Here is a 22,312-nt window from a genome sequence, read left to right as displayed (position 1 = left end):
ACCAAAAAGTTGACTGGTGTGTCGGATACAGTCACAGATAGTCTGTATCGCACGACTCGTCAAAGCGATCGAGCCCAAGTGACACGGCACTGCGCTGTGCCGGGCCAAGCGTCGAAGGCGAGCGATGCTTTGTAGAATTGGAGGAAGGAGACATGGAGCCATCGTCCCGGGAAATGCTTATCGCGATCGGCAGGCAACTGGACGCCAATGTCTTTCCTCACGTGTTCGACAACGGCGTGGTTATGCCCAGCGCGTCCGATGTCGCATCATCAGCACTGGGCAAGGAAACTGACGATGAACAGCAAAGACCGAGAGGACCCGCAGCCGGGTCACGGAAGGGGACCGCCCGACGGAAAGGGACGCCCCGTCGATCACGGCAGGCCGGTGCCTCCGCACGGATCAGCGGCGGCTTGCTTCGGACCGCCTACGAAGCGCAGATAGAGAGCCTTGAAAAGGCATATCCTGCGTCCCGCGTATTCCCTGATGATGACGGAATGTGGCTCCAGACCGAAAGCTCAATTTTACCGGGCTTAGACTACGGAGCCACATTTCTGGTCGCCCTGCCGTTTGCGCCCGGAGCCGGGCCACGTGCTTGGGGTTTCTGGAATGATCCCGGCCGTCCGCTTTGGATAGGGCCTCGGCACACCAATTTTTTCGATGGATCGATATGTGCGTTTTCGCCCGGCGATAATGCTTGGGCCGAGGGCGGCGATCTGACGTCGCTAATCGACCTTTATACGGTGTGGGCGCTTCGCCATCTGCACCTGAAAGCCTTGGGTCGATGGCCGGGGAGACAATATTCGCTGCCCCCACCCAATGAGGCGCTGAACCCCTATTATCGTCTGGCTCAATGCCACGACGCTGAACTCTGCGGCTGCGGATCACTGACGGCGCGATATGCGGAATGCTGCAAGCCGAAGGATCTGCGATCTGATTTTGGGCGGCTAGCGCAAGAATTTGTGCGGCGGATGGGCGGCAGGCTTGGGGACCGTAAGTCCCCGCTCGCGATTGCAGACTTCGCCACAGGCCAGGGTGCCGCGCCAAGTATCAGAGATGTGCACAACCTGATGGCCCCGACGGCCGAACTTCCAAACAAGCCTAGCAAGGAGAAGAAAAGACATGGCTAGATGCACAGCACCAGTACGAGGCCACATACGGGGCGGCGGAGCGGACTGCCCTGTGTGCGGCCCCCGCTATCGTGGCTCCAGGTCTTACCCGTCCTATTCCTCGCCCTCCTACACTCCGTCCTACACCCCTTCTTACGCCTCGTCGGGAAGCAGTGGCGGCGGCCGGAGTAGTGGTGGCGGGTCTCGCCGCACCGCGAAGCCCCGCTGGTCGGGAGCAGGTTCGGCAGTGTGGTACACGCCTGAACAAGTGCAGGCGCTCACACCGGTTCGCGAAAACGTCGAAAATCTGGCGGCGTCGCAGCCTGACCTTCGAGACGTATTTCTCTGTCACGCGTGGGATGACAGGCAGGGCTCCGCCAAGCAACTACATGATCTACTCGAAGCGCGCGGTGTTCGCGTATGGTTCAGCGAAAAGGACCTTGGACTCGGGGTGCCGATGATGCGAGCGATTGACAAGGGCTTGGTGAATTCGCGCGTAGGTATCGTTTTGGTGACCCCGGCTATGTTGCGTCGCCTCCCGGCAGAAGGCATCGCAGACAAAGAGCTTTCAGCACTCCTCCGGCGTGAGCGGCTTGTCCCGGTGGTTCATGGAACGACTTATGAAGAACTTGAACAGGTCAGCCTCCTGCTGGCCTCCCGGGCTGGGCTGAGTACTGCCGAAGAGTCCATGGCGGAAGTTGCCAACAAAATCGCCGAACTGGTCGCTACCTAATCAAGGCTGTCCTGCATATGCATATTTTCGGCACACCGCTACAGGACGGGCGCCAGGCAGAAACGCGACGCGCTTTGAGACCGGCCCGGAGCAGATGAATTAAGGGTAGCTATCAGGAAGTAGTTTCGGCCGCTGAAGGTCGGGTCCGTTGGCGGCTACAGTCATCACCGCTGCTGGTTGGAATGTCCACATTTCTCATATCATTACCTAGAACCCGAAAGTTGCGAATGCCCTAACGCTGGTCATTTGCGGATTGTTGAATCCAGAACATAAAGAGAGCGGATCAGGATGCGAAGTCGGAGAGTTATCTATCCGCTGACCACCGTTAATTCGCTGCGGCCTCGGGCGACGGGCGTCACCTCGATCTTCACAGGTATCCGTTCTTTGATTTCCTCGACATGGCTGATTACGCCGACCCGACGGCCCGTAGCATGAAGATGCTCCAGGACTGACAGGGCTTGGCCGAGGCTGGCGCCATCCAGAGCGCCAAATCCCTCATCAATAAACAGGCTCTCGATCTTGAGGCCACGGCCGGTGGACATCTCGGCAAGGCCGAGTGCCAAGGCAAGGCTGATCAGGAAGCGTTCCCCGCCTGAAAGATTGTGCACCCCGCGGATCTCGCACGCCATGTCATGGTCGATGACCTGGATAAGCATGTCGCCGCTAGGAGCGCGTTGGAGTTCATAACGGGGCTTGAGATCCGTAAGCCTCGAATTTGCGTGCGCAAGCAGGCGATCGAGGGTTAGCCCTTGGGCAAAGCGACGGAACCGGGCACCCGTCGCGTCGCCGATAAGTTCATCCAGGGCGAGCCACACCCGCGCCGCTGCGCGCTCGCGTTCTAGTTCGGCACGAAGCTTCGTGGTCTGTGTCCGCACCTCATCGTCCCGGCGCAGGACGAACTGTGCCTCCTGGAGCGCCTTCTGGGCGGCCTCGTCAGCTTGCTTGGCTTCGCTGACCGCCTGAGCAAGGGCGTCGCCAGAGAGGGCAGGTTGATCGGTCTGATCGTGGCGGATCAGATCCTCCTGTCGCTGCGCCAATAGGGCAGCAGCATTTTCGAAGGCTCGGTCGATTGCGGCAAGCGCTTCAACCTCCTTGTCGATTGCCGTCTGTCCTTCCCGCGCTGCGCCGGCGATAGCCTCTTCTTCAATGTCCAGCTCAACGAGACGCCCATGAAATCGACCTTGGCGATCGAGATGATCTTGGACCACGCGTTTGGCTTCCTGATCGGCAGCCTCTTTGCGGGCCGCTGAAGCCGCCTGATTTTCGCGACCGAGAGCCGCCGCAGTTTGGGCAGTCTCCAATGCCTGGCGAAACTGCGACAGCGCGACTTCATTTCGGGCAACGACGGCCTCCACAGCGTCGCCGTCAAGTAGGCCGCTCCTAGCGTTCGTTAGGCTATTCTGCTCTTGTTCCCAGCTTTTCGCTTGGGACTCGATTTCGTCGAAACGGACCATGGCGGCTGCGGTATCTGCACGAGCGTCAGCGACCGTTTTCTCCAAGCCAGGCACGGCCTCGACGATCCGAGAATGGTCCGCAAAATGCGTACGCCAGGCGTCGGCTTGTTCATCAAGCCAGTCTATGGGGTCAGCCAGCTGCCGCCAATCTGCGGTGCCGCTAAATCTCACATCAATTGATTTCGCGAGCCGATCCCGCGTTTCGGTAACGTGCGATTTGCGTTCCAGTAGGCTGCTCAATTTCTGTTCGATATCGCGCAAGGCCTGAGCGGCGACACCGGAGGCTGTGCGACTTTTCTCCCAATCGCTCCGGGCTTTTTCATCGGCGACCTGCGCGATTGTAACCGCCGTCCGAGCCTCAGTCATGGCCGTGCGCTGACGATCGAGCGCGGCGAGTGCGCTTTCTAGAGAGGCTTCGAAGTCTAGCGCGGCTGGATCAAGGCCTGCCAGGCTGCATTTCTCAGACAGGACGCCAAAAGCAGCTTGGGCGTTTCCATTGGCCGCCGCTAATGCGGTTGTCTGGCTTTCTATGTCGCGCTCTAGGCGGCTAATCAATTCATCGGTGGATTGGATGCGAGCGGCCAGAGCGGCCTCTTCAGCGGTCTTGGAAGTCAATGATGCGTCAAGATCGGCGATGCGGTCCCGTTGCTCTCGGAGCTGCATCCCCAAGAGTGAATCGATCGCGCTCAACGCATGTTCAGTGGCCCCGCAAACTGGGCAGGCCTGCCCTTCCTCCAGTGTTGCGCGAAGTTGCATTGCTGCTTCGCCCGAAGCCGCTTCGGCTAGCTCGCCGGCACGGCGTGCCTCGTGCAGTTGCGCCCGGAGAATGGGAAGGCTGGAGTTTACCTCTGAGTGTCGGGTGACAAAATCTTCGCGCTCGGTCTTGGCGCCATCAAAATTGCTGCGCAGTCGCCCCATAAGATCATGGCACGCTCCTGCCTGAGTTTCATGATGCTTCCAGTCCACCAGAAGAGGGGAAAGGCCTCCCAGGCGATCCCGCTTTTCAAGAATCGTGGAGAAGTCAGCCTCGGATGGTGCTGAAGCCTTCGCCTCGTCCAATATGTTGCGAGCCGAGGTAGCAGCAGCGGCTGTTCCCTCTTCAGCTGCCTTGGCGGCCTCCCACGCGTCGGAGGCCACGATTTTGGAGGCTTCGGCTTCGTCTGCGCTTGCCGAAATTTGCGACAGCTTGAGATCGACAGCTGCGATCTCGACGAGCTCTGCTGCAAGTTCTGTCTGCTGCGTTGCCAAACTGGCAAATCCAGCGTTCTTCGCAAGCCAAGATGCGTGACCGTCACGGGTTACGATGGCGTCAGACAAGGAACTGCCGGCAACCTGCTCAGCCTCTTGGCATTCAGATAGAGCTTGTGCGCGCGTAACGCGGGTGTCTGAAATACCGTCGAGCGATGCGCGCGTTTCGGAAAGCTTACGGTCGAGCGTCCGAGCTTCCTCTATCTCGGGAGATTGCGCTGCCACCCGCGCTGTTTCGACTTGGACGTCCGCCATCGCCTGGCTCTCGTCCGCTGCCGTCTGGGTTGCGCGTTCGCGTGCCTGATCAAGATCACTTTGCCGTTGGATGACATTTTGCTCAGCGTCGTGCGCCAGCATCTCTGCCTCACGGACGGCGGTCCAGTCTCCTGCAAGGGCGAATGCCGCTTTACGAAGGCGTAATGCTTCGTGCCGAGGGGCGGCTTCCTCACGAGCAGAGTTTGTGGTTGACGCAGCTAACTCACATTCTGTGACCTTGCTGACCAATGCGTGACGATCAGTCTCCCAGCGAACAGCTTTGGAAAGGTCTCCAAGCGCAGACGCGGTTCGATCCGCAGCATCTTTCGCGGTGCATTGCTCCTCTTCGGCGACCCGACGACCTTCGTCGTCGAGGCCATTTTGAGCTTCGATCCGGTCCAGAATCGTCTGCTGCTGCGCCCGGAGAATTGCTGCTTTTTCATGAGCGGCGCGGCCAAGGCTCGCATAAATATGCGAACCGGTCAGCCGTTCGAGCAGCTGCGCGCGTTCGTTATCATCTGCCTTGATGAAGGCCTCGAAATCACCCTGCGCTAGGAGGACGGCGCGTCGGAACTGCTCCGCTGACAAGCCGACTAGGCGGTGTATCTCCGCCAATGTTTCGGTCTTCGTCCCACCAAGGATCTCGCCATCGGCAATGCGAGTAAGGCTGTGCCGGGTTGCCTGCATCCGGCCGTCGGTCTTCTGACGGGCTCGCTGGACAGTCCACCGCGCGCGGTAACGTTCGCCGTCGCGACCGACGAAGTCCAGTTCAGCAAAGCCTTCACCCGAGCCATGCCGAAGGACCGCCCTGGGGTCGCCAGCCGACAACTCGTCACCTTGGACCGTCTCAATCCTGGCGCGTGCCGGTGCTGCACCGAGGCGCGGCACGGCATCGAACAACGCGAGGCACATGGCGTCGAGCAGGGTGGATTTTCCGGCACCCGTCGGGCCGGTGATGGCGAAAATGCCGGCGTCGCTCAGGGGTTCGGCTTCGAAATCGACTTCGAAATCGCCGTTCAGGCTGGCGAGATTACGGCCGCGGATCGCCAACACGCGCATCAGGCGTCCTCCCTCGACGTTCGTGTTTCAATGAGCAGGGTTTGGAACGCTTGGCTCAAATCCTCCGGCGGCTGGCTACCATGGGCGCGTTCGAATAGCTCTGCGAAAACAGCCTCGGGGAGGAGTTCGGCAAGATCGACTTCGCGTTCGGCTATGGACTGGTTGGTAGCCTCGCGCGCCGAGACGCGCGAGATCCGCGTTAACCGCAAAGGCTTGCCGTCGAGAGCCGCCATGACTCGTGCTTGCAGGCTCGGTTCAGGGCCATCAACGAGCACTGAAACTTCCACGAAGGGATGCAGCCCGCGAGGAAGCTCTGGATCGAAGTCCAATTCTTGGATCGCGAGCTCAACCTCGCCGATCGGCTTCGGACCCTCAGCGGGAACCGTGAGAAATGGAACAACGCGGGGGATTTCCTCCTCACGGGCGACTGCGCCACCCGCGGCAAGGTCGACTATGCAGATCGAATGGCGGTACAGACGCTCAGTCGCGGACAAGGGAAACGGCGATCCCGCATAGCGTATCAGAGTGTCGCCCTTGATCGTCTGCGGACGATGAAGATGGCCGAGCGCGACATAGGCGGCACGGTCGTCAAAGAGTGAAGTTGCCTGGGCCTCCTCACCGCCCACGGTGATCCGACGCTCTGAATGTTCGGAGACATCCCCCTCCGCTACATGGAGGTGGCCGGTCACGATCAGCGGCAGCCCGTTCGCACGTTCGGCACCGGCAGTCAGAACATTCTCATATAATTCTGGAAGCCCGCCCGACCCCATGTCCCCCGGCCGGCAGTAGGGCACCGCTGCTAACCACGCCACGATCGTGCCCGCCCGGTCCTTGAGTGGGACCAGCATCCTCTCGAAATCGGGTATGCCGTTCACACGGGGGAGAGAGCCGATAAGGTGGTTTCGTCCAGGACCGAGGAGTGCGGCGGGCAGATTGATTCTTGCTGCACTGTCGTGGTTCCCGCCGATAATGACGATCTGCAGATTGGGGCAGCGTGTCGTCGCATCCCGAAGGAACGCATAAAGGCGTGCCATCGCTGACACTGGAGGGTTCGCGACGTCGTATATGTCGCCCGTGACGAGCAGAAGATCCGCCTCTTCGGCGACGAGGCGGTCGAGGAGCCAGGATAGAAACGCTTCATGCTCCGCCTCTCGTTCATGGCTGAACAGCTCATGCCCGATGTGCCAGTCAGAACTATGGATCAGTCGGAAGGCGGGTCTTGATTCGGTCATGGCTTAAGCTTTGCGGAATTGGCGACAGAAATGGACGTAATTTCGACCATGGGTCTGGCCAGCGCTGCCTTGAAGCAGCAATATCAGTTTTGAGTGAGGTGCCTGGCTAGGACGATCATCGCTTCTGTGTCTCGCCCACAATAAGCTCGCAGCGCCGCATCTAAGGCAGCCCGACGATCGTCCGTCGTGGTAGGAGAGATGGCCTCCAGATAGGCAGCCTGGGCGTTACCACCGTCTTTCACCTCAAGCTCTGAATAATCGAGATCGGGGGCAACGGTCGGCAGCACGGCCTTGATTGACCAACTGCCTCGTTGGTCGCGGTGATACCAGTTGGCGCGAGTGACCGGCAGCAGATCAGCCACCCGGTCGATGATCGAATTGAGATCGTCTGCTAGATCGGGAAAAAATTCAGAGAGCTCGCGAAGGCGCGATTTCTCGAAGCCTGCATTGTAGGCGACTACCGCGCCTGAACTGGGAATCATCGTTACCAGCGCTTCGGCGCAAGCCCTTCGCGGGTCCGCACCATCCAGGCTCAGAAATTCATGGTGTTGGAGGCTTCCGTCTTCCGCTTCGACATGAGCGGAAAATTGGAAGGGCACCTGTTGATATGGACGGGTGCCAACCCAGCGCGGAATGGCGAATGCGATTGTCTCAAAGTCCAACCACGTCCGGGGGAAGCACCAATCCGCCATGGCGGTGCGGGCGCCCTCAACGTTATGATCGGGTTCGCCTGTCACGGTAGCCTGGTAAACCCGTTGATGGGTGGGGTTCGTCAGCATCGTGGGGTCAATCTCGAAAAGATCTTCAACCCCGCGTCTCAGCCAGTTATTCCCGCCGCCATATGGAAGAACGGTGACCGGCCATTGCGGGCCTGGCGGAAGTGCTCCCTCGCAATATGCCGCGAAATTACATGGTAGGCCGTCGCAATGTGATCCAGGGAGGATGCTGGGTTCCTCACCCGCGAGCGTTTCGCGCGCTGCGGCTACAACCTCGGCCCGTGTTTCGACCCGATCCTTGATGTTCGAAGTCAGATCGCTGTCGAAAAACAGCCCCTCAAGCGAACCATCTCCTTCGAGAACGAAGTCTGTGTCTAGATGGCGGATCGCTGCGCTCTCGATAGGCACCCCGGCTTCACGGGCGACCCAGACCTGAGTGGCCAGGTCATTCACGTGATAATCCTTGGGCTTAGTCGAACTTTTGACCTCAGCCATGTGCCAGCCGCCGATACCGTTCGGCTCGAGAATATCGACTCTTACCAGAACGCCATCATGCTGAAACGTGGCTTCGAAGATCGGATCCTCGTGACCGCTTTCGAGCAAAGCCTTCGTTGTGGCGAGCGCAGCGGAAAGATCGGGTTCAGCCTCGACCATGACCCCGCCCGGCAAGAGTGCGCATGCGGCGGCGCCAACCTCATGCCCGGCAGCGAAGCGCGCTTCTGCACCTTCATCGGTTTCAGCCAGTTCAGGACGATGCACCGATAACCACAGTCGCTTCGGGCACAGCTCGAAATAAGTGATCCTGGACTTGGACAGTCCAAAAGAGCGGGGCGTTATATTCATGCCGGCACCTTCACCGAAAGGCGGGCAGGGGTGGTGCAGAAGATGGAAGAGTTGATCGTCATGTCTTCAACCATGCATCGTTGGTGCGACAAAAGTGGTCGTGTTAGGCGAGGCGGCTTCCGGCGGCAGCATCGTCAGCGCAGCTAGGATGCGCTGGCGCATCATCTCAATGAGCGCGGTAGGATGCTCTATGATGAGCTCATTGCCCCAAGTGAATAGATGCTCTGCCAGCTCTCGCATGCCGCCGCTGGTGAAGCGAATCAGAAGATCACCATTCTCCAGCTGTTCTATTTGCTGATTGCGGTGGAAACGCCATTCGCGAGCTCGTGAGGCGGCCGATGCATGAATGCGAAGCACGACGTCTTGCTTTTCATCTCGCCAGACCCCGAAACTATCGGCCAGCCAGGCATCAATGTCCCAGTCATCCGGGGCGCACCCGAGCTTTTCGCTAAGGCGGGGTTCGATCATACGATCCAGCCGATAATAGACCGGGTCATTTTCTCGATCAGGCATCTTTCCTACCAGATAGGAAAGAGGGCCGTGAACAATGCCAAAGGGTATAACCCGTCGCCAGCGCGGTTCCTGTTGCTGTACCGCGGCGTAGCTGAATTCAAGGCAGCAACCGGACAATATCGCCGCTTGGACGACTGCAATCGTCTCAGGCGGCACGGTAGCGACGGGGCCGGCGGTGACCATCGTCCGCTGGAGCCGGGTGAGCGCTTCCAGATCAGGGTCAATACGGCGTTTCTCGCGGTCGTCAAATGCGCCCTTAACCTTGGCGAGGAGGCTCGCCAGTTGGTCGGCACGAACTGTTTGGCCAGCTCCTCGTCGCCCATCTGCCTCGGCCGTAAGTGCTGCAACTTCAGCCGCAGTGGGACGGGTATAGACGCGCCTAAGGCTGTCTCTGATGAGAAAGCGCTTACGGCGATCCTCGGTTACTTCCTCAAGGTCGAAGTGCCGCGCGATGACGTCGCGCATCCGCTCGGCGGTTCTTCGATTGACCCCCAGTGTTTCAGCCATTTCGTCGAGTGTCAGGCCCTCGGTCGATTCCGATAGCGCGTGTACGAGCGCCAATAATCGGTCCAATTTGGCCATACGATCGGTCATGCTGCACTACCCCCTATTCGTGCCCAACTACGACCGCATTCGCCGCCTTTTCAAGAGCGTAAAGAAGGAAATCGGGCTTCGCGATGTCGAGGGATCGGCTGCCCAGAGTGAAGGGGGCGCTTGTACAGCTTACCGAGATAAGAGTTGGTCGGCCATATCGCCAATTCGCTCATAACCGGCGATCCGATGCCGCCATGCTTCTGGGATTCCGCGCTCACCATAGAGGGCACCCGCGAGTTGGCCAGTAATGGCAGCCGTGGTGTCGGCATCCTCTCCGAGATTGGCGGCAGTCAGGACGGCTTCTGCGAAACTGCCGGTTCGACCAATGCACCAGAGTGCGGCTTCCAGCGAATGCGCGACATAGCCCGATGCGCGAATATCTCGCCTTGGCTTACCTCGCCAAGAACCACCAACGATCTCGGCGATCTTCCTGGTTAGGCCCTCGCCCCTGGTGTTGAGAACCTCGTCCAGGGTGCTGCCGGAAATCGCGCTCGCGATCGTTCGCGCATAGATGACGCAAGCCTCCACTGCCTCAGGCGCCGCGTGCGTGGTCCGGCTTTGACGTGCTGCCGCGTCATCAAGTGCTGGGATGTCGTCATGATATCGTAGAGCTACTGGCGCGAGGCGCATCAAACTGCCGTTGCCAGCGGTGGCGGGATCTGTCGATCCAGCGATGGGATCTCCCGATTGCTCCCAGCGAGCCAATGCCGCGCTGACGGTCATGCCTATGTCGAAGCAATGTCCGTTTGACGAATAAGATCCCTGATCCCGCCAAGCGGCGAAACGCTTCATGAGGTCAGCTTCATCGATACCGTTGCAGGATAGAAGGCTATTCGCCAAGGCGAGGGCCATTGACGTGTCGTCTGTCCATTCGCCAGGCCTCAAGCCGAAGGGGCCGCCACCGATCATGTCGGATAGAAGGGGATAGCTGTCCCTGCGCGCAAACTCCAATGTCGTTCCGAGGGCGTCGCCTACAGCCAAACCGATCAAAGCGCCTCGGCCGCGAGCACGGACCGCTGCGGAGGTCTTGGCGGGACGAGCCTCTTCGACTGTGGCCCTTTGCTGCACATATGTGAGTTGGTCGTGAGTCTCGATCGCTCCGGGGCGAGCCACCCGCACCTGCTTTATGGCAGCCTTCGGCTGGGTCCCCAGTTCGGCCAGTAGGCGCGCGGCTATCATTCCAGCGCGTCCCAAGCCGCCCTTGCAATGTAATACGATATCGAAGCCCTGGCGTAGGCGGGAGCGTAGATTGACGCCAATGATGGCCCATGCCTGCTCGAATGCCGGGGAGGGAATGCTTACGTCCGCGATGGGCAGATGAAACCAGTCCATGTGACGCGTGCGTACTTCCTCGCCGAGCCGGTCCACGCCAAGGCTAAGGAATTCTTCGGCTTCGATCAGAGAGACTACGCGGCAGCGCCACTGGCTTGAATGGCGTCTAGGTCTGCGCAGAGGTCGCGGTTCCATGCGCCCGTCAGCGCATCTTGCTGCTTTTTGCCCGGGCAGAATGTGATCCCTATTCTGCCGCCGCGAGTGCCGGTTGGGACGAACGCGATCTTCAACGGATGGCTCGCACTGGTGCGAGGCAGATTAGCAGCGTCTCTTTGGTCCATTCATATCCTTTCGGGCCATCTCCATGGCGCCAGCGTGAAGTTGGCGAGAGCTATTGCGACCGAATCTGACAGATGTGGTCGTACTTACCTCCTCATGGTCTCCGCGAGGCCGAAGAAGCTTGACCCAGCGGCTACGATCGGGTGGTGAAAGCACCAAAGGGGAAATATCATGAAGATTGATCGAGATACGCTGAAAGAGGCGGGAACCAGCGCCGCGAAGGTCGGCCAGAAAATCGGGGAGAAGACTGTCGATGGGGTGAAGAAAGCCTGGGACACGGAGATGGGACGCACCGCCATCACCGGCGCTGCGGCTGGTGCCGCTATCGCTGCGGTCGTGCCGTTCGTCACAGTTGGGGCAGGCCTGTTGATCGGCGGCGCGATTTCCGTGTTGGCGAAGAACATCAAGTCAGGTCAGTAAGGTTCAATTGCTAGCAGGGTGCGACCACTAGCAAAGGTCCCCAAAGGCTTTGTCCATTTAGTGGTCCGGCAAGTTCGCTACTGCCGGGCCGTCGGTGAAAATCGCTGAACGGAATCCAGGATGATCGGAATTTTATTGCTGGCGGCTGCTGTAACCGTCGTCGATGGCGATACCATCCGTTTGGATGGAGAACGCGTCCGCCTGGTCGGCATCGACGCGCCTGAAATCCATGGATGCCCGGAGGGGCGCGCATGTGCTCCTGGAGACGGGCAGGCCAGTAAGCGGAGCCTGCAGAATCTTATGAACGGTGCCATCAGCATCCGCCGCGTGGGATACGACCGTTATGGTCGTACCCTCGCCCACATATATGTGAATGGGGTCAATGTTGCCTGTGAGCAGATTGGCCGAGGGCAAGCGGTCTACATGAGAAAGTGGGACAATGGGCTTGAACTGGCGCGGGAGTGCAGGTGATGTCGCGTCGCTGGGATGAGCGGGATAGTGAGGCAGATGGTTCGCCCTTCCCCTATCTGGTGGCTCTAGAAGCGATTGTCATCGGAGGTCTTGTCCTGCTCGGCACGGGTATGATGATCGCATCAGGCGTGAGACGGCTCATTGGCCTGTTCGGCTGATATGAAAGGCGACGGTGCGGAGATGCATGCTAATCGCGTTGAAATGGCGCGTGATCTGATCAGAAATTCACGTTCTGGTTCAACAAGCCGATTAGCCAGGGAATTGGGAATTCAATATGCATATGCGCGCCGAATTATGGACGATTTAGAAGTGTCCGGTTTGGTGACTGCGCCAGACAAAAACGGAGCGCGCATGGTTGCATCAGGCGATTTTGTCAGGAACTCGTAAGTTGGGCCGGCTCATTTTCCTTGCGCTTGTTTTGCTCATGGGCGTGTTTCTACTGCGTTTGGTTGGGAAGGCGCTGCGCAAGGGACTACAAGGCCTCGTCAATGCCGCTTTCATCCTCGCAAATGTTGCGGGCGCCGCATTGGTGGCGGCATTGGCTGGCCTTCTTGCCTTCGTTGTGCTGCCCATCGCTCTGGTGGGTGATTGGTTCGGAATTGCCGTATCTGGCGTTGCGATCCTGGTGTTCGTTCTGTGTCTGAGAAAATTCGGACGCCGTGAGGCACTTGCTGATCGTCAGCTGCCGGCTATGGAGGAGGAGGCGACGATGTCCTCTGCGGTTGTCGAGGAAGCTTTCGAGCCCGAGACGGATCCACGTGTCGCTGAAGCTTGGAAGATTGCTGGAGATTTGGCGCCAGAACACGCGAAACGTCTTGGGTTGGCAAGGCGTAGCTGTGCTCGGGTGCTGGAGATGGCAGCCGGGGAGGCGGTCGAATGGAGCATCATCGACTGTTCTACATTCGTCTCCCGCACGGTTCCGGAAGCCGTGTCAACCGCAGCGGCACTGATGAAGGACGCCGCCCCCTCAGAGCGACGCTGCCTCGCTGATGAGCTGGTGGTTGACCTTGAACGGATCGCGCAGCGCGCGCGGGAGGAAATCGACAGCCGCCGCCTGCAGCTGCGTAACAGTTGGAATATTGTCCGTACCCATATTGCAAGCAGGACGTCCCGCGACGCTTTGTAGCGACGGTTCAGCCACACCAATAATGTGTCGATCGCGGCTCAGATGATCAGGACGCTGCTGCCTAATCGACCACCGGATAGTGCGGCATCGGCCATTCATGATCTGCATTGTCCATCATCAGGTCGATAAACAGCGGCAGCAGGCACCCCAGCAGAGCTGAGCCATCTCGAACTTGCGTCCGATTCACATCGCTGTTCCAGGTCGCGCCGCCATGGACCAGCTGATTTCGCAGGACGTACAGGCGTCCAAAGAGGATCGACAGTAGGGTCGCCGTGTCATGGCGACGAAGCGCGTTAGCCGTTGCGTCACGCTCACGTTCCAACATTCCGCGCCAGTCCTCAAAACCAGCAATATGATTATGATGATGCCAAAAAGGCGCGAATACGTAGCGGTTGTCCAGCAGCAGCCTGATTTCCTGGCTGAAGCGCTGCCAGACCATGTCATAAATCCGATGCTTGCCATCGAAACTGACCAGAGTGGAGAAAAAGCGCGCGAAGGCGTCGCGCTCGCGCTGACTCTCGCCACCCAGCGCTAAGCCAACGTCACCGGCATAGGCCGCGTTGAAACCGATCCACAGCAGGATGAAGCGTACGTCCTCGTCACCCTCGTCGGCTTCTGCCCTGCGGAGCCAAGAAAGTGCTCGGTGAACCCGAAGGGTGAGAGGCATAGCGAAGCCCTCGCGAAGGCTTCGCTGCTTCTGCTTGAGCGCTTCAGGATGCAGCGGGCTAGAAAGTGGGTAACGGAACGACATATACTCGAGCCTCGCTTTCTCGAATGCCTAAATCACAATTTGAGCTGCGCCATTTTCATGAATGCGGCACATCCTGTTTCGAGATCAAGAGAGGCGCAGCAGCCGGCTCCTCGCCATCGGCGATATACCCATGAATGATATCGCCGGCCTTGAGGGTTGCATTACCGCCCTTGTTCAGCAGGCCGAAAATGCCAAAGCCCAACACTCCCAAAATGACCCCGCCGGTGTTCGAGGCGCCTTCGGTACCTTTCGTGCCGGTCAACGCGACCGGCCCCCACTGGGTGTCGAGGTGAAGCAATCGGAGGCTTAGCTGCCCTTTGCCAACCGCCGCGCTCGTGCCCGAGACGGAAACGATCTCCCCCCAGGCGACAGCCCCGATTGGAACTGCCACTGCTCCATCCACGGTGACGGGTGAATTAACGCGCAGCCTGAAACGCTCGCCGGCCTTGGCGGATCGGCTGTTCACTTCGCGAACCACCATCAGTTCAACATCTGTACCCTTCACCCAGCGAGGAGCGGGTGAAGGGGCAGGGGCGATGATGGTTTCTGAAGCGGTAGCGTCCTGGGCAGCCATTGCCTGACTGCTGGCCAGAAGAGCGCCTGCGATAAAGGCTGCGCGCAACATCAATTTAGTGGGAGCCAGCAGGTGCTGCTGCCGCAGTGGTGCTGCCTGCTGGCAAGAAGCGAATTGCCGTGCCGGTCGCGTTCGCTTTGCCCCAGCTGAATGCCGACACATGAGCATCACCATATTGCGCTTTGATCACGGCATCAGCACCCAGCTTTTGTGCACGTTCCCACAGTTCTTTGTAGATTTTGTCCTGCGAAGGCGATTTGCTGAAGACGGTCGCCTTGCGGACCCCAGCCTTGACCTCACCCAGCACCTCATAGGGGCGGTCGGTGATATCGTAGGGGAAAACGGGGACGCCGACTTCCTCGTTCACGAGCGGCTGAGCCTGGGTTGGTTGGGCAAGAGCAGGCGATGCAATAGCCACCGAAAAGGCGGCAATCAGAACGAAACGCATAAGAATTTAAGCTCCGTATTGAAGTCGGATCACTTTGTAGACGGGGCAACCGCCGGAGCCGTTTCCACTGCGGCAGCAATAGAAGTTCCTGCTACGACAGGAACGGTCACAGGTTCAGCCGGTTTGGCTTCGGCGAAAACCAACGGGACATCTTCGCCGATGAAGCCCTTCACCTGGGATCCAGCGGCGATTTTGGCGCTTGTACCCGTGGTGAAGAAGCCCACAACCGGAACGAAGGCAACTGCGGCGACGACCCGTGCCGTGCCGGTGACGCCCTTATCGTCAAATGTGCCGGTAAGCCGGATTTGGCGGCCGTTTACGCTCACATTGAGGAGAGAGGCGGTCAGATGGCCGGATTTGCCCCACATCCCTTTGTTACGGACTTCGGTTATCTCGCCGACAGCAGGCGAACCGACCGGAATGACGATCTGACCACCTACAGATACGGGCTCAATCACCGAGAGCCTAAATGCTGACCCACACGCAGTTTCTTGCCTTCAGTCGTCAGCGGCTCTTCCATCTTAAGTTGGATCTCCGTGCCCGTGCGAAGAACATTGTTGGCTGCGGGGCCAACAGCCAGCGCAGGCGACTGGACCTGAGCATGAGCAAGCGTCGACAAGGCGATGGCGCAGGCGAGCGCCGCAGACATGAATCTCATTGAAATACCCCCATATTTGGCCTTCCCCAAGGCCAGTGGATTTGTTGTAGGGCGCCGACCGAGATGTCAAGCGGTCAGCGCTGTGGTTGAAGTGCGTTATCTCAAACGCGCGTGGCCATTATTGAACCGACCCTGCACGCAATATCTGATCCATTTTGGATGCGACTGTCTTCCAGAAGGTTAGTCCCTCCCAGTCTCCTTCGACGGCAAGTTCGCCAATCCGCGCTGCTACCTTGGTGGGTGCTTCGTCTCCATGTCGTCTCAGCAACATCATGGCCGCGCCCAGCGTGATTTGATCGTTGGTCATCAACTCGCTTCCATGGTTGCTGCGAAGATGGCCATGCTGCGAATCAGCCTCACGGATCCAGCTTCCAGTCGTTATCGGCGATGATGTTCCGCATACTCCAGACTACCCGCGGATTGGGGCCTCCTGCGCCGCTGAATTGTGGGTAAGCCGTGAAGTGCGTACGGAAACCCGGCTTCAGATCAAGCGTCAGATTGTCATGACTTTCGCTGACGGGGGTGCATCGATCAATCGGTTCTTCCGGCAAATCACATTCGTAAAGGCGACCGACCAGCAGCGCGCTTTCGAGCGCCTCGTTTCCGCGATTTTGAAACCATCCCTGCACGAAGTAGCGAAGTTGCTGATCGCTGGCATTGGATTGGAGATCCTGTGCCTCAATCTGCCATTCTGCATCAGGAGAGCCTGCCGGCAGCTCATGTTCGCTCCACCAATCTTGTACAAACAGGAAGCCGAGCCAGGCAGTGAGCGCGTAAACCGCCCAGCGGAATGGGGCCACTTGCATCATCAATGCGAAGACGATGCCCGTTCCCACCCAGGCTAAAAGGCTATTCTCACGCTCGGGCACACTTGCTCCCTGCTGTTGATGGGAGCCTGCTAAATTTCGTATGCGTCAAAAGCGGTCGTAAATTGGAGGCGCGCACCTCATCCTTCCGTCATTGGATTTCAGAGTTTGTCGAACACCGATCCCATCCGCGGCGCAAAGAGGCGCTCGTAGGTCCGCAAGAGATGGGCGTCGGTCATGCCTGAAACATAATCACAGATGACCCTCATAGGATCGGCAGATGCGCCGAATTTGATGTAGACGTCGTTGGGAAGGAATCGCTTCGGTTCGGACTTCATCACCTCGAAAACGGCGATCACCATCATTTGCCCTTTGAACTCGAGATGCTGGACGCTCGGGCTACAGATCACCTCTTCGTAAACCAGCTTCGTCACGGCGGCCAAGAAGTCCGCCACGGGTTTTGGAACCTCGGCTCGATATCTGAGCCTTGGCTCCTCAAACTCGGCTTCCTCGCGGATTTGAACGCTTGGGATGACGAAATTGAGAATCCGGTTGATCTGATGCTTGCGGCCGTTGCCATCGCCAAACAGGCGGTTGAGCAGGCCACCATACACGTCATTGCCATATTGGCCGCGATACTGACTGTTCAGATAGTCGAGTAGACCCTGACACGCCGATGCAGGCACATGTGTATGAAACTGCTGCTCGTCTATCAGCTTGAGGGCGAGTGCATCCTCCAGATCGTGGATGCCAAAACTGATATCGTCCGCAAGGTCCATGATCGAGCAAGCGAACGCCTTGTGGCGCGCTTTCGCATGCTTCCCCGACCGGAGGTCAAACTGCCGAAAGGCATCCTGATCACCCTTGGAGAGCGGAGAGAGGATCCAGTCCACGACGTCCTGCTCACAATCCAAGAAACATTTTGGGGGCTCGGAAGCGTTGCGGTCGAGCAGCGGCGTGCCGCTGGTGCCGGGAAGCATCCCCGGCCGGAGATCAGGGTTCACCACCCGGCTGAAGGCAACAGGGTATTTGAGAACACCCAACAGCGTTTCGCGGGTTAGGTTCGAACCGGCGGACTCGGAGAATTTCTCCAATCTCGACAGGATGCGGAGCGTCTGGCCGTTCCCTTCGAAGCCGCCATGATCTCTCATGCAGTAATTCAGAGCGACTTCGCCGCCATGCCCAAACGGGGGATGACCCAGGTCGTGGGTGCAGGCAATGGCTTGGATGAGAGCGTGTTCGGGTAGATAGGCCAGCGCGGGGTGGCCTGGAAGATTGTGAACGAGCTGCTTGACCAAGCCGCCAGCAATCTGCGCCACTTCTAGGGAGTGCGTGAGCCGGGTGCGGTAAAAATCGCTATCGCCAAGATTGAGAATCTGGGTCTTGCCCTGCAGTCGCCGGAAGGAGGCTGAGTGGACTACGCGGCCATAGTCAACATCGCCGGCAGATCGGGCATCGAAGGATTTTCGCGACTCCGGTGTTCTGCGGTCTAGCCAGTGCATCATATTCCCATTTCGTCGGCAAGATCATTGCCCGCTAGCATGGGGAGCAGGTTGCGGGAACCGAGAGACGGATTTCCAAACCGATATCTAGCAGAAGATGATCCACTCCCTGATCAGGTACCGTCTGTCCCATCGAGTCGAAAATGATTGTGTGGCAGCCAAATCCACTCGGACCTCGCAAATCGCGATCGTTGACTGGATTTTAACGGCACGGTTTCAAGGAGAGCCAAAGAATTTAATCACTGGAGTTCTTATGGGTTTTGAATCGTATACCGCCCTGCGCGCTCACCGTAGTCTTTTTCTCTCCCATGCGATCGCCGATGTGAAAAAGTGGTGCGCGCCTGCGGGCGAGATCGTCGAAGGGCGTAAACCTTCGGATCAGCACTGGCTGCGCAAATTTGGTGCTGAAATTCAGAGCGTGAATGGTGAGGATGCTCGGCTGTTTCTTATTACGTTTATGCTCATCCGTGCTAGCTGGAGCACGGAATCTGTCGCGACTGAGATCCGCAGCCTAGCGTCTCTTCCAGAGTTCGCTCCCACGGCTGATATACCGGCCTTTGCTAGACGATTACAGGCTCTGAACAAACGGAAAGCCCGCCAGACATCAGCGGCCTCCAAAATCGCTACGTTCGTGCACCCTTCGAGCGAGGTGTACATCTGGGACGCTCTTGCGACCAAGTCCGCGAGGCTGCGGGCTAGGGAACGCGGTGATGAGGCAGGTACCGATTTGGATGTTTATCGAAATGGAAAGGAACATGACTACGCTGCGTTTCATGCGGCATGTGCTAGCGCACGTGAGGATGAAAAGCAGCAGCCTGATTTCCAACAAGCGGTGGCAGATTTGCTTGTCTACTTCGCAGCCCAAGGATGTGAGATGAGCAACCGTAATAAGGTGCCGGATCACTTCATTGAACGGCGATTGCTCGATAAGCTTATGTTCTGGGAAGGTTGGGCAGTAGATCGGGGACAACTGCCAACTTTTGTTTAAGAGAACTTAATGCGCCCTTATTTTTATTAGGTCAACGTATGAGTCATCGTCCTTGCCGCATGTCACTCGCAAAAAACCTCCGACAATAGGCATATGGATGAAGAGCTCGCATGGGGCATCAGGCCGCGCCTTATCCAACGCGTCAGCGTAAAGTTGGATTTGCGGGCCGTGCCCAATAGCTCGAGCGTCCCAGCTGTCCGGAGAGCCCGGAAAGGATTTGTGGTCGATGATGGCGAAGCCGTCGTCATGCTCAACCAGCAGATCGATGCGTCCGGTGACCACCTGGTCTCCTATACGTGCTGAAATCGGGGTTTCGCGGTGAATTGTAGCACCAGGCCAACGCCTGGAGATCTCGCTGAGCAGCCGCTCGTTGGCTTCTAGGACATCCTTCGCGGCAACCTGATGTACCCCCCAGCGATCGAGGATCGCCTGTGCTTGAGCCAAGCGCTGATCCGCCGAATCGTGGGGTTGATCGGCCGCAATGATGGCGTGCACGGCTTCACCGAGCAGGGTCATGTCCGGGCTGCCCGTAAACGGCAAGCGCGGTCCGATTGTGGCCTTCTCCACTATGGTGAAGGTTTCGTCACCGGATGCCTCGCTTGGGCGGCGGTAAAGTGGCGCTCGTTGGGTTGTTGGTCGCGCGATGCGTCCGAATGACACGGCCGGAGGTTGGGCTTCGATGCCTTCGTCGCTCACCAACGTTGCGATCCTGGTTGGAAAGGTCTCCGTCCCAGCACGAATCCCGTCATCGGCGGCAGAAGGCAGGGTGAAATGCTCTAATCCATCCCCGTCGAGGACCTTCAACCAATGGAGTGTGCCCTTAGCCGGAGGCGCAAACACGAGATGATCGCGAGCGCGTGTCATGCCGACATAGAGAAGGCGGGCCTCTTCATCCCTTGTTCGAATCGCGGCTTTTTGCCCTAGCGCCGAACTGGGCGCGGAAGCATCGAGATATACGTCCTTCTTTTGGCTGGCGTAGGGCCAAGGCCAGTAGCGGATCCAGCGCCCGGTGAGTGGATTTTGCCAATCTATCTCACCATCGGCTTCGGCCGTTGGCTCGAAGAGCCTCGGCTCTGGTTCCTTGCCGAGTCCAGTCAGGATGACGACGGGCCATTCAAGCCCCTTCGCACCATGGTAGGTCATGACCTTAACGGCATCGTCCTGCAGGCTTCGTGGGCGTGCCGGATTTTCCGCAGCCAAAGCGAGCGCGAAGCCAGAAGGTGTTGCCGGGGATCCCTCGCTTGCGCAGCTTTCCTCGTAGCTCCGCGCGAAACCTCGAAGGGCTTCGAGATCGTCGACGCGGGCCGCGAAGTCACCCCAACTTTCTAGACGGCGATTAAGCTCCGGGAGAAGAATGATAGCATCGACGAGATCCGCCGGCGTCAACGACAGAATGCCTTCACGGATCGCGGAAAGATCTGAGGAAATAGGAACGGCGGCGAGCATCGCCTCTAAGGAATTGTCTGCGCCGAGTGCCTCAAGCCAAGAGTCCGATCCCGGGTCGTCGGCGAAAAAGCGAGCCAGTTCAGCAAGCGCAAGACGATCGGTGGGATCTGCGACCCAACGAAATGCCGCCATGACAAGTTGGACATGCGACGTTTGCGCAAGGCCCTCTCGCTCGACTGCGGCCTTGATGCCTTGTTGGCTGAGCGCAGCCGATACTTTCGCGATGTCCGCCTTGCTGCGACACAGGATGGCGATGTCTCCCGCGCGGAGCGCCCGCACGCCCTTTGGCTTTGCTGCGACTTCCCAGGGGGCGTCGGATTTCACCAGATCGCGTATTTCGGCGGCCAGTGCGGCATATTGGAGCTCAAGCTTGCCTTCGAGCCACCACACCGCCAGCGGGGCTTGCGTGAAGCCGTCTTCGCTGCGACCCGTCCCGATAAATGCATGTTCCTCAGCTTTCAGGCCCATCGCGCCCAACGCCGGTGGGAAGGCAGCATTGACAAGGTTTATAATGCCCTCGCGGCTGCGGTAGGAGGTTGCCAGCACATCTTGGGGTCCGCTGGATAATGCGGCGACACCTGCGAACGCAGCCTGGGTCAGGGCACTGTCAGCATTGCGGAACCCGTAGATGGCCTGCTTGGGATCCCCGACCCAGGTGCTTGCATCGACCAGGCCTGACATGGCGGTGAAGATGGCCACCTGTAGCGGGCTGGAATCCTGAAATTCATCGACAAACAACCGGCCGATGCGTTCACCGAGGCCAGCGGACATCGTCGGGTCGCGAAGGACTTCGAGCGCGAGCGCCTCTTGATCAGTGAAGTCCAATAATCCGCGCTCTGCCTTATAAGCTTGGAACGCTGCGAGTGCTTCGCCTGCGCAGGCGAAGACCGATCGAATGAACCGACTGCAATCCTCGCGAAGCCGCGGGTGTTCAGGGTGTCGCCCAGCCGCTTGTGCAACGGCATCAAGAGCGTCGATGAAAGCTTGACCGTCCTTCTTGGCACAGCCGACCTTCGACAGGCGGACCCAATTCGGCCAGGAAATCCGTCCGCCTCGGCGGATTTCGGCATCGATTTGACGGACCAACGCCACATGCGGTTTGGCGGTTGCGCTAAATTCAGCGGGCACCGCAGTCACTGCCAATCTTACGGCCGCTCGTAAATCTGCGTCGAACTCGTCGCTGCTGCGGGTCGAAGCCGCCGGGAGCAATTCCAGAAATGTCTCCACGGATCGTTCCGCAGAAATCTCTAGTTCGCTGGACGAAATGCCATTCGCTCGAGCGAGCTCGATCAAGCGTCTGACGGTCGCCCGCCAATCACTTCGCCCAGCATCAGCCGCTCGCTTAGGCTCGAAGAACCCCATGATTTCGGCCAGTTCGTTCAACGCGGGCGCGTGACGTTCAATTGCCGCATCGGCGGCGATTGCAAAGATTCGCGGCACGCTGCTTTCGGGAATGACCTCCGCGCGGGGCGATCGCCCAAGAGCGATGGCGTTCTCGGACACGATCTGGCCGCAAATCGCGTTCACTGTTCCGAAACGGGCGCCGAGCAGCCGCGCTGCCTTGTCCGGCATAGCTAATTCAAACAGCTTGGCGCGCGAGCGTTCGATCAACTCGTCAGCAGCCTTCACGGTGAACGTGGTGGCCACGATGGTTTCGGGATCGCGAGACGCAACCTCCGTAGCGATGTTTCCAACGATGCGCGTCGTTTTGCCGGCGCCGGCAGAGGCGACAACGGTTGTGATATTGGGGGCAGTCAT

General features: G+C 58.8%; 22 protein-coding genes. 8 read left to right on the top strand and 14 right to left on the bottom strand.

The window, feature by feature from the left end; translation table 11 throughout:
* Positions 1-173: 173 nt before the first annotated feature.
* Together SPHS8_RS12125 and SPHS8_RS12120 are read left to right on the top strand one after the other, a co-directional pair.
* The gene (locus SPHS8_RS12125) at positions 174-1,127 is read left to right on the top strand and encodes a hypothetical protein (RefSeq protein WP_236575122.1); all 954 of its coding nucleotides are present in this window, start codon (positions 174-176) and stop codon (positions 1,125-1,127) included.
* Between the two features lie 226 nt (positions 1,128-1,353).
* Positions 1,354-1,839, top strand: a complete 486-nt coding sequence (locus tag SPHS8_RS12120; RefSeq protein WP_236575121.1) for a toll/interleukin-1 receptor domain-containing protein — start codon at positions 1,354-1,356, stop codon at positions 1,837-1,839.
* A 308-nt stretch (positions 1,840-2,147) separates the two neighbouring features.
* Here SPHS8_RS12120 and SPHS8_RS12115 read toward each other — a convergent pair whose 3' ends face one another.
* The 5 genes from SPHS8_RS12115 to SPHS8_RS12095 all read right to left on the bottom strand — a co-directional run bounded on the left by SPHS8_RS12115 (position 2,148) and on the right by SPHS8_RS12095 (position 11,220).
* On the bottom strand, positions 2,148-5,855 hold the full coding sequence (locus tag SPHS8_RS12115; RefSeq protein ID WP_201515733.1) for an AAA family ATPase: 3,708 nt from the start codon (positions 5,853-5,855) through the stop codon (positions 2,148-2,150).
* Positions 5,855-7,087, bottom strand: coding sequence for an exonuclease SbcCD subunit D C-terminal domain-containing protein (locus SPHS8_RS12110; RefSeq protein ID WP_201515732.1), 1,233 nt, complete (start codon positions 7,085-7,087; stop codon positions 5,855-5,857). Before SPHS8_RS12110 ends, SPHS8_RS12115 begins: the two co-directional genes overlap by 1 nt.
* A gap of 83 nt (positions 7,088-7,170) precedes the next feature.
* Positions 7,171-8,646: a DUF2779 domain-containing protein gene (locus tag SPHS8_RS12105; protein WP_201515731.1), complete on the bottom strand. Its 1,476-nt coding sequence runs from the start codon at positions 8,644-8,646 to the stop codon at positions 7,171-7,173.
* Positions 8,647-8,712: 66 nt separating this feature from the next.
* On the bottom strand, positions 8,713-9,753 hold the full coding sequence (locus SPHS8_RS12100) for a helix-turn-helix transcriptional regulator (protein WP_201515730.1): 1,041 nt from the start codon (positions 9,751-9,753) through the stop codon (positions 8,713-8,715).
* Between the two features lie 129 nt (positions 9,754-9,882).
* Entirely contained in the window at positions 9,883-11,220 is a 1,338-nt protein-coding gene (locus SPHS8_RS12095; RefSeq protein ID WP_236575120.1) for an ADP-ribosylglycohydrolase family protein, read from the bottom strand.
* 315 nt (positions 11,221-11,535) lie between these two features.
* Between SPHS8_RS12095 and SPHS8_RS12090 the strand changes: the two genes are divergently transcribed.
* The 5 genes from SPHS8_RS12090 to SPHS8_RS12070 all read left to right on the top strand — a co-directional run bounded on the left by SPHS8_RS12090 (position 11,536) and on the right by SPHS8_RS12070 (position 13,381).
* Positions 11,536-11,784 (top strand): hypothetical protein, encoded by a 249-nt coding sequence (locus SPHS8_RS12090; protein WP_201515729.1) that lies wholly within the window; start codon positions 11,536-11,538, stop codon positions 11,782-11,784.
* Between the two features lie 120 nt (positions 11,785-11,904).
* Positions 11,905-12,255: a thermonuclease family protein gene (locus tag SPHS8_RS12085; protein WP_201515728.1), complete on the top strand. Its 351-nt coding sequence runs from the start codon at positions 11,905-11,907 to the stop codon at positions 12,253-12,255.
* Positions 12,255-12,413, top strand: coding sequence for a hypothetical protein (locus SPHS8_RS12080; RefSeq protein ID WP_201515727.1), 159 nt, complete (start codon positions 12,255-12,257; stop codon positions 12,411-12,413). Before SPHS8_RS12085 ends, SPHS8_RS12080 begins: the two co-directional genes overlap by 1 nt.
* A gap of 1 nt (position 12,414) precedes the next feature.
* Positions 12,415-12,642, top strand: coding sequence for a DNA translocase FtsK (locus SPHS8_RS12075; protein WP_236575119.1), 228 nt, complete (start codon positions 12,415-12,417; stop codon positions 12,640-12,642).
* A gap of 1 nt (position 12,643) precedes the next feature.
* The gene (locus SPHS8_RS12070) at positions 12,644-13,381 is read left to right on the top strand and encodes a hypothetical protein (protein WP_201515725.1); all 738 of its coding nucleotides are present in this window, start codon (positions 12,644-12,646) and stop codon (positions 13,379-13,381) included.
* Positions 13,382-13,442: 61 nt separating this feature from the next.
* Here SPHS8_RS12070 and SPHS8_RS12065 read toward each other — a convergent pair whose 3' ends face one another.
* From SPHS8_RS12065 to SPHS8_RS12035, 8 genes are all read right to left on the bottom strand, one after another.
* The gene (locus SPHS8_RS12065) at positions 13,443-14,132 is read right to left on the bottom strand and encodes a HEPN domain-containing protein (RefSeq protein WP_201515724.1); all 690 of its coding nucleotides are present in this window, start codon (positions 14,130-14,132) and stop codon (positions 13,443-13,445) included.
* Between the two features lie 55 nt (positions 14,133-14,187).
* Positions 14,188-14,757, bottom strand: coding sequence for a hypothetical protein (locus tag SPHS8_RS12060; RefSeq protein ID WP_236575118.1), 570 nt, complete (start codon positions 14,755-14,757; stop codon positions 14,188-14,190).
* Positions 14,758-14,761: 4 nt separating this feature from the next.
* Positions 14,762-15,154: a hypothetical protein gene (locus SPHS8_RS12055; RefSeq protein ID WP_201515722.1), complete on the bottom strand. Its 393-nt coding sequence runs from the start codon at positions 15,152-15,154 to the stop codon at positions 14,762-14,764.
* 29 nt (positions 15,155-15,183) lie between these two features.
* Positions 15,184-15,612, bottom strand: coding sequence for a hypothetical protein (locus SPHS8_RS12050; RefSeq protein WP_236575117.1), 429 nt, complete (start codon positions 15,610-15,612; stop codon positions 15,184-15,186).
* A complete protein-coding gene (locus SPHS8_RS20460) occupies positions 15,609-15,812 on the bottom strand; it encodes a hypothetical protein (protein WP_236575116.1) in 204 nt (67 codons plus the stop codon). The genes SPHS8_RS12050 and SPHS8_RS20460 overlap by 4 nt, the downstream gene beginning before the upstream one ends.
* 118 nt (positions 15,813-15,930) lie before the next feature.
* On the bottom strand, positions 15,931-16,119 hold the full coding sequence (locus tag SPHS8_RS12045) for a DUF6961 family protein (protein WP_201515721.1): 189 nt from the start codon (positions 16,117-16,119) through the stop codon (positions 15,931-15,933).
* 49 nt (positions 16,120-16,168) lie between these two features.
* Positions 16,169-16,681 carry a hypothetical protein gene (locus SPHS8_RS12040; RefSeq protein ID WP_236575115.1) on the bottom strand — a complete coding sequence of 171 codons (513 nt, stop codon included), beginning with the start codon at positions 16,679-16,681 and terminating at the stop codon, positions 16,169-16,171.
* Between the two features lie 98 nt (positions 16,682-16,779).
* The gene (locus tag SPHS8_RS12035; protein WP_201515720.1) at positions 16,780-18,123 is read right to left on the bottom strand and encodes an anti-phage deoxyguanosine triphosphatase; all 1,344 of its coding nucleotides are present in this window, start codon (positions 18,121-18,123) and stop codon (positions 16,780-16,782) included.
* 250 nt (positions 18,124-18,373) lie between these two features.
* Between SPHS8_RS12035 and SPHS8_RS12030 the strand changes: the two genes are divergently transcribed.
* Entirely contained in the window at positions 18,374-19,108 is a 735-nt protein-coding gene (locus SPHS8_RS12030) for a hypothetical protein (protein WP_201515719.1), read from the top strand.
* A gap of 6 nt (positions 19,109-19,114) precedes the next feature.
* On the opposite strand, the gene SPHS8_RS12025 is transcribed toward SPHS8_RS12030, so the two are convergent.
* The gene (locus SPHS8_RS12025) at positions 19,115-22,312 is read right to left on the bottom strand and encodes a UvrD-helicase domain-containing protein (protein WP_201515718.1); all 3,198 of its coding nucleotides are present in this window, start codon (positions 22,310-22,312) and stop codon (positions 19,115-19,117) included.

This window comes from Sphingobium sp. S6 (assembly GCF_905120495.1).
In the GTDB taxonomy this organism is placed as follows: domain Bacteria; phylum Pseudomonadota; class Alphaproteobacteria; order Sphingomonadales; family Sphingomonadaceae; genus Sphingobium; species Sphingobium agri.
This window is presented reverse-complemented; position numbering and strand designations above follow the sequence as displayed.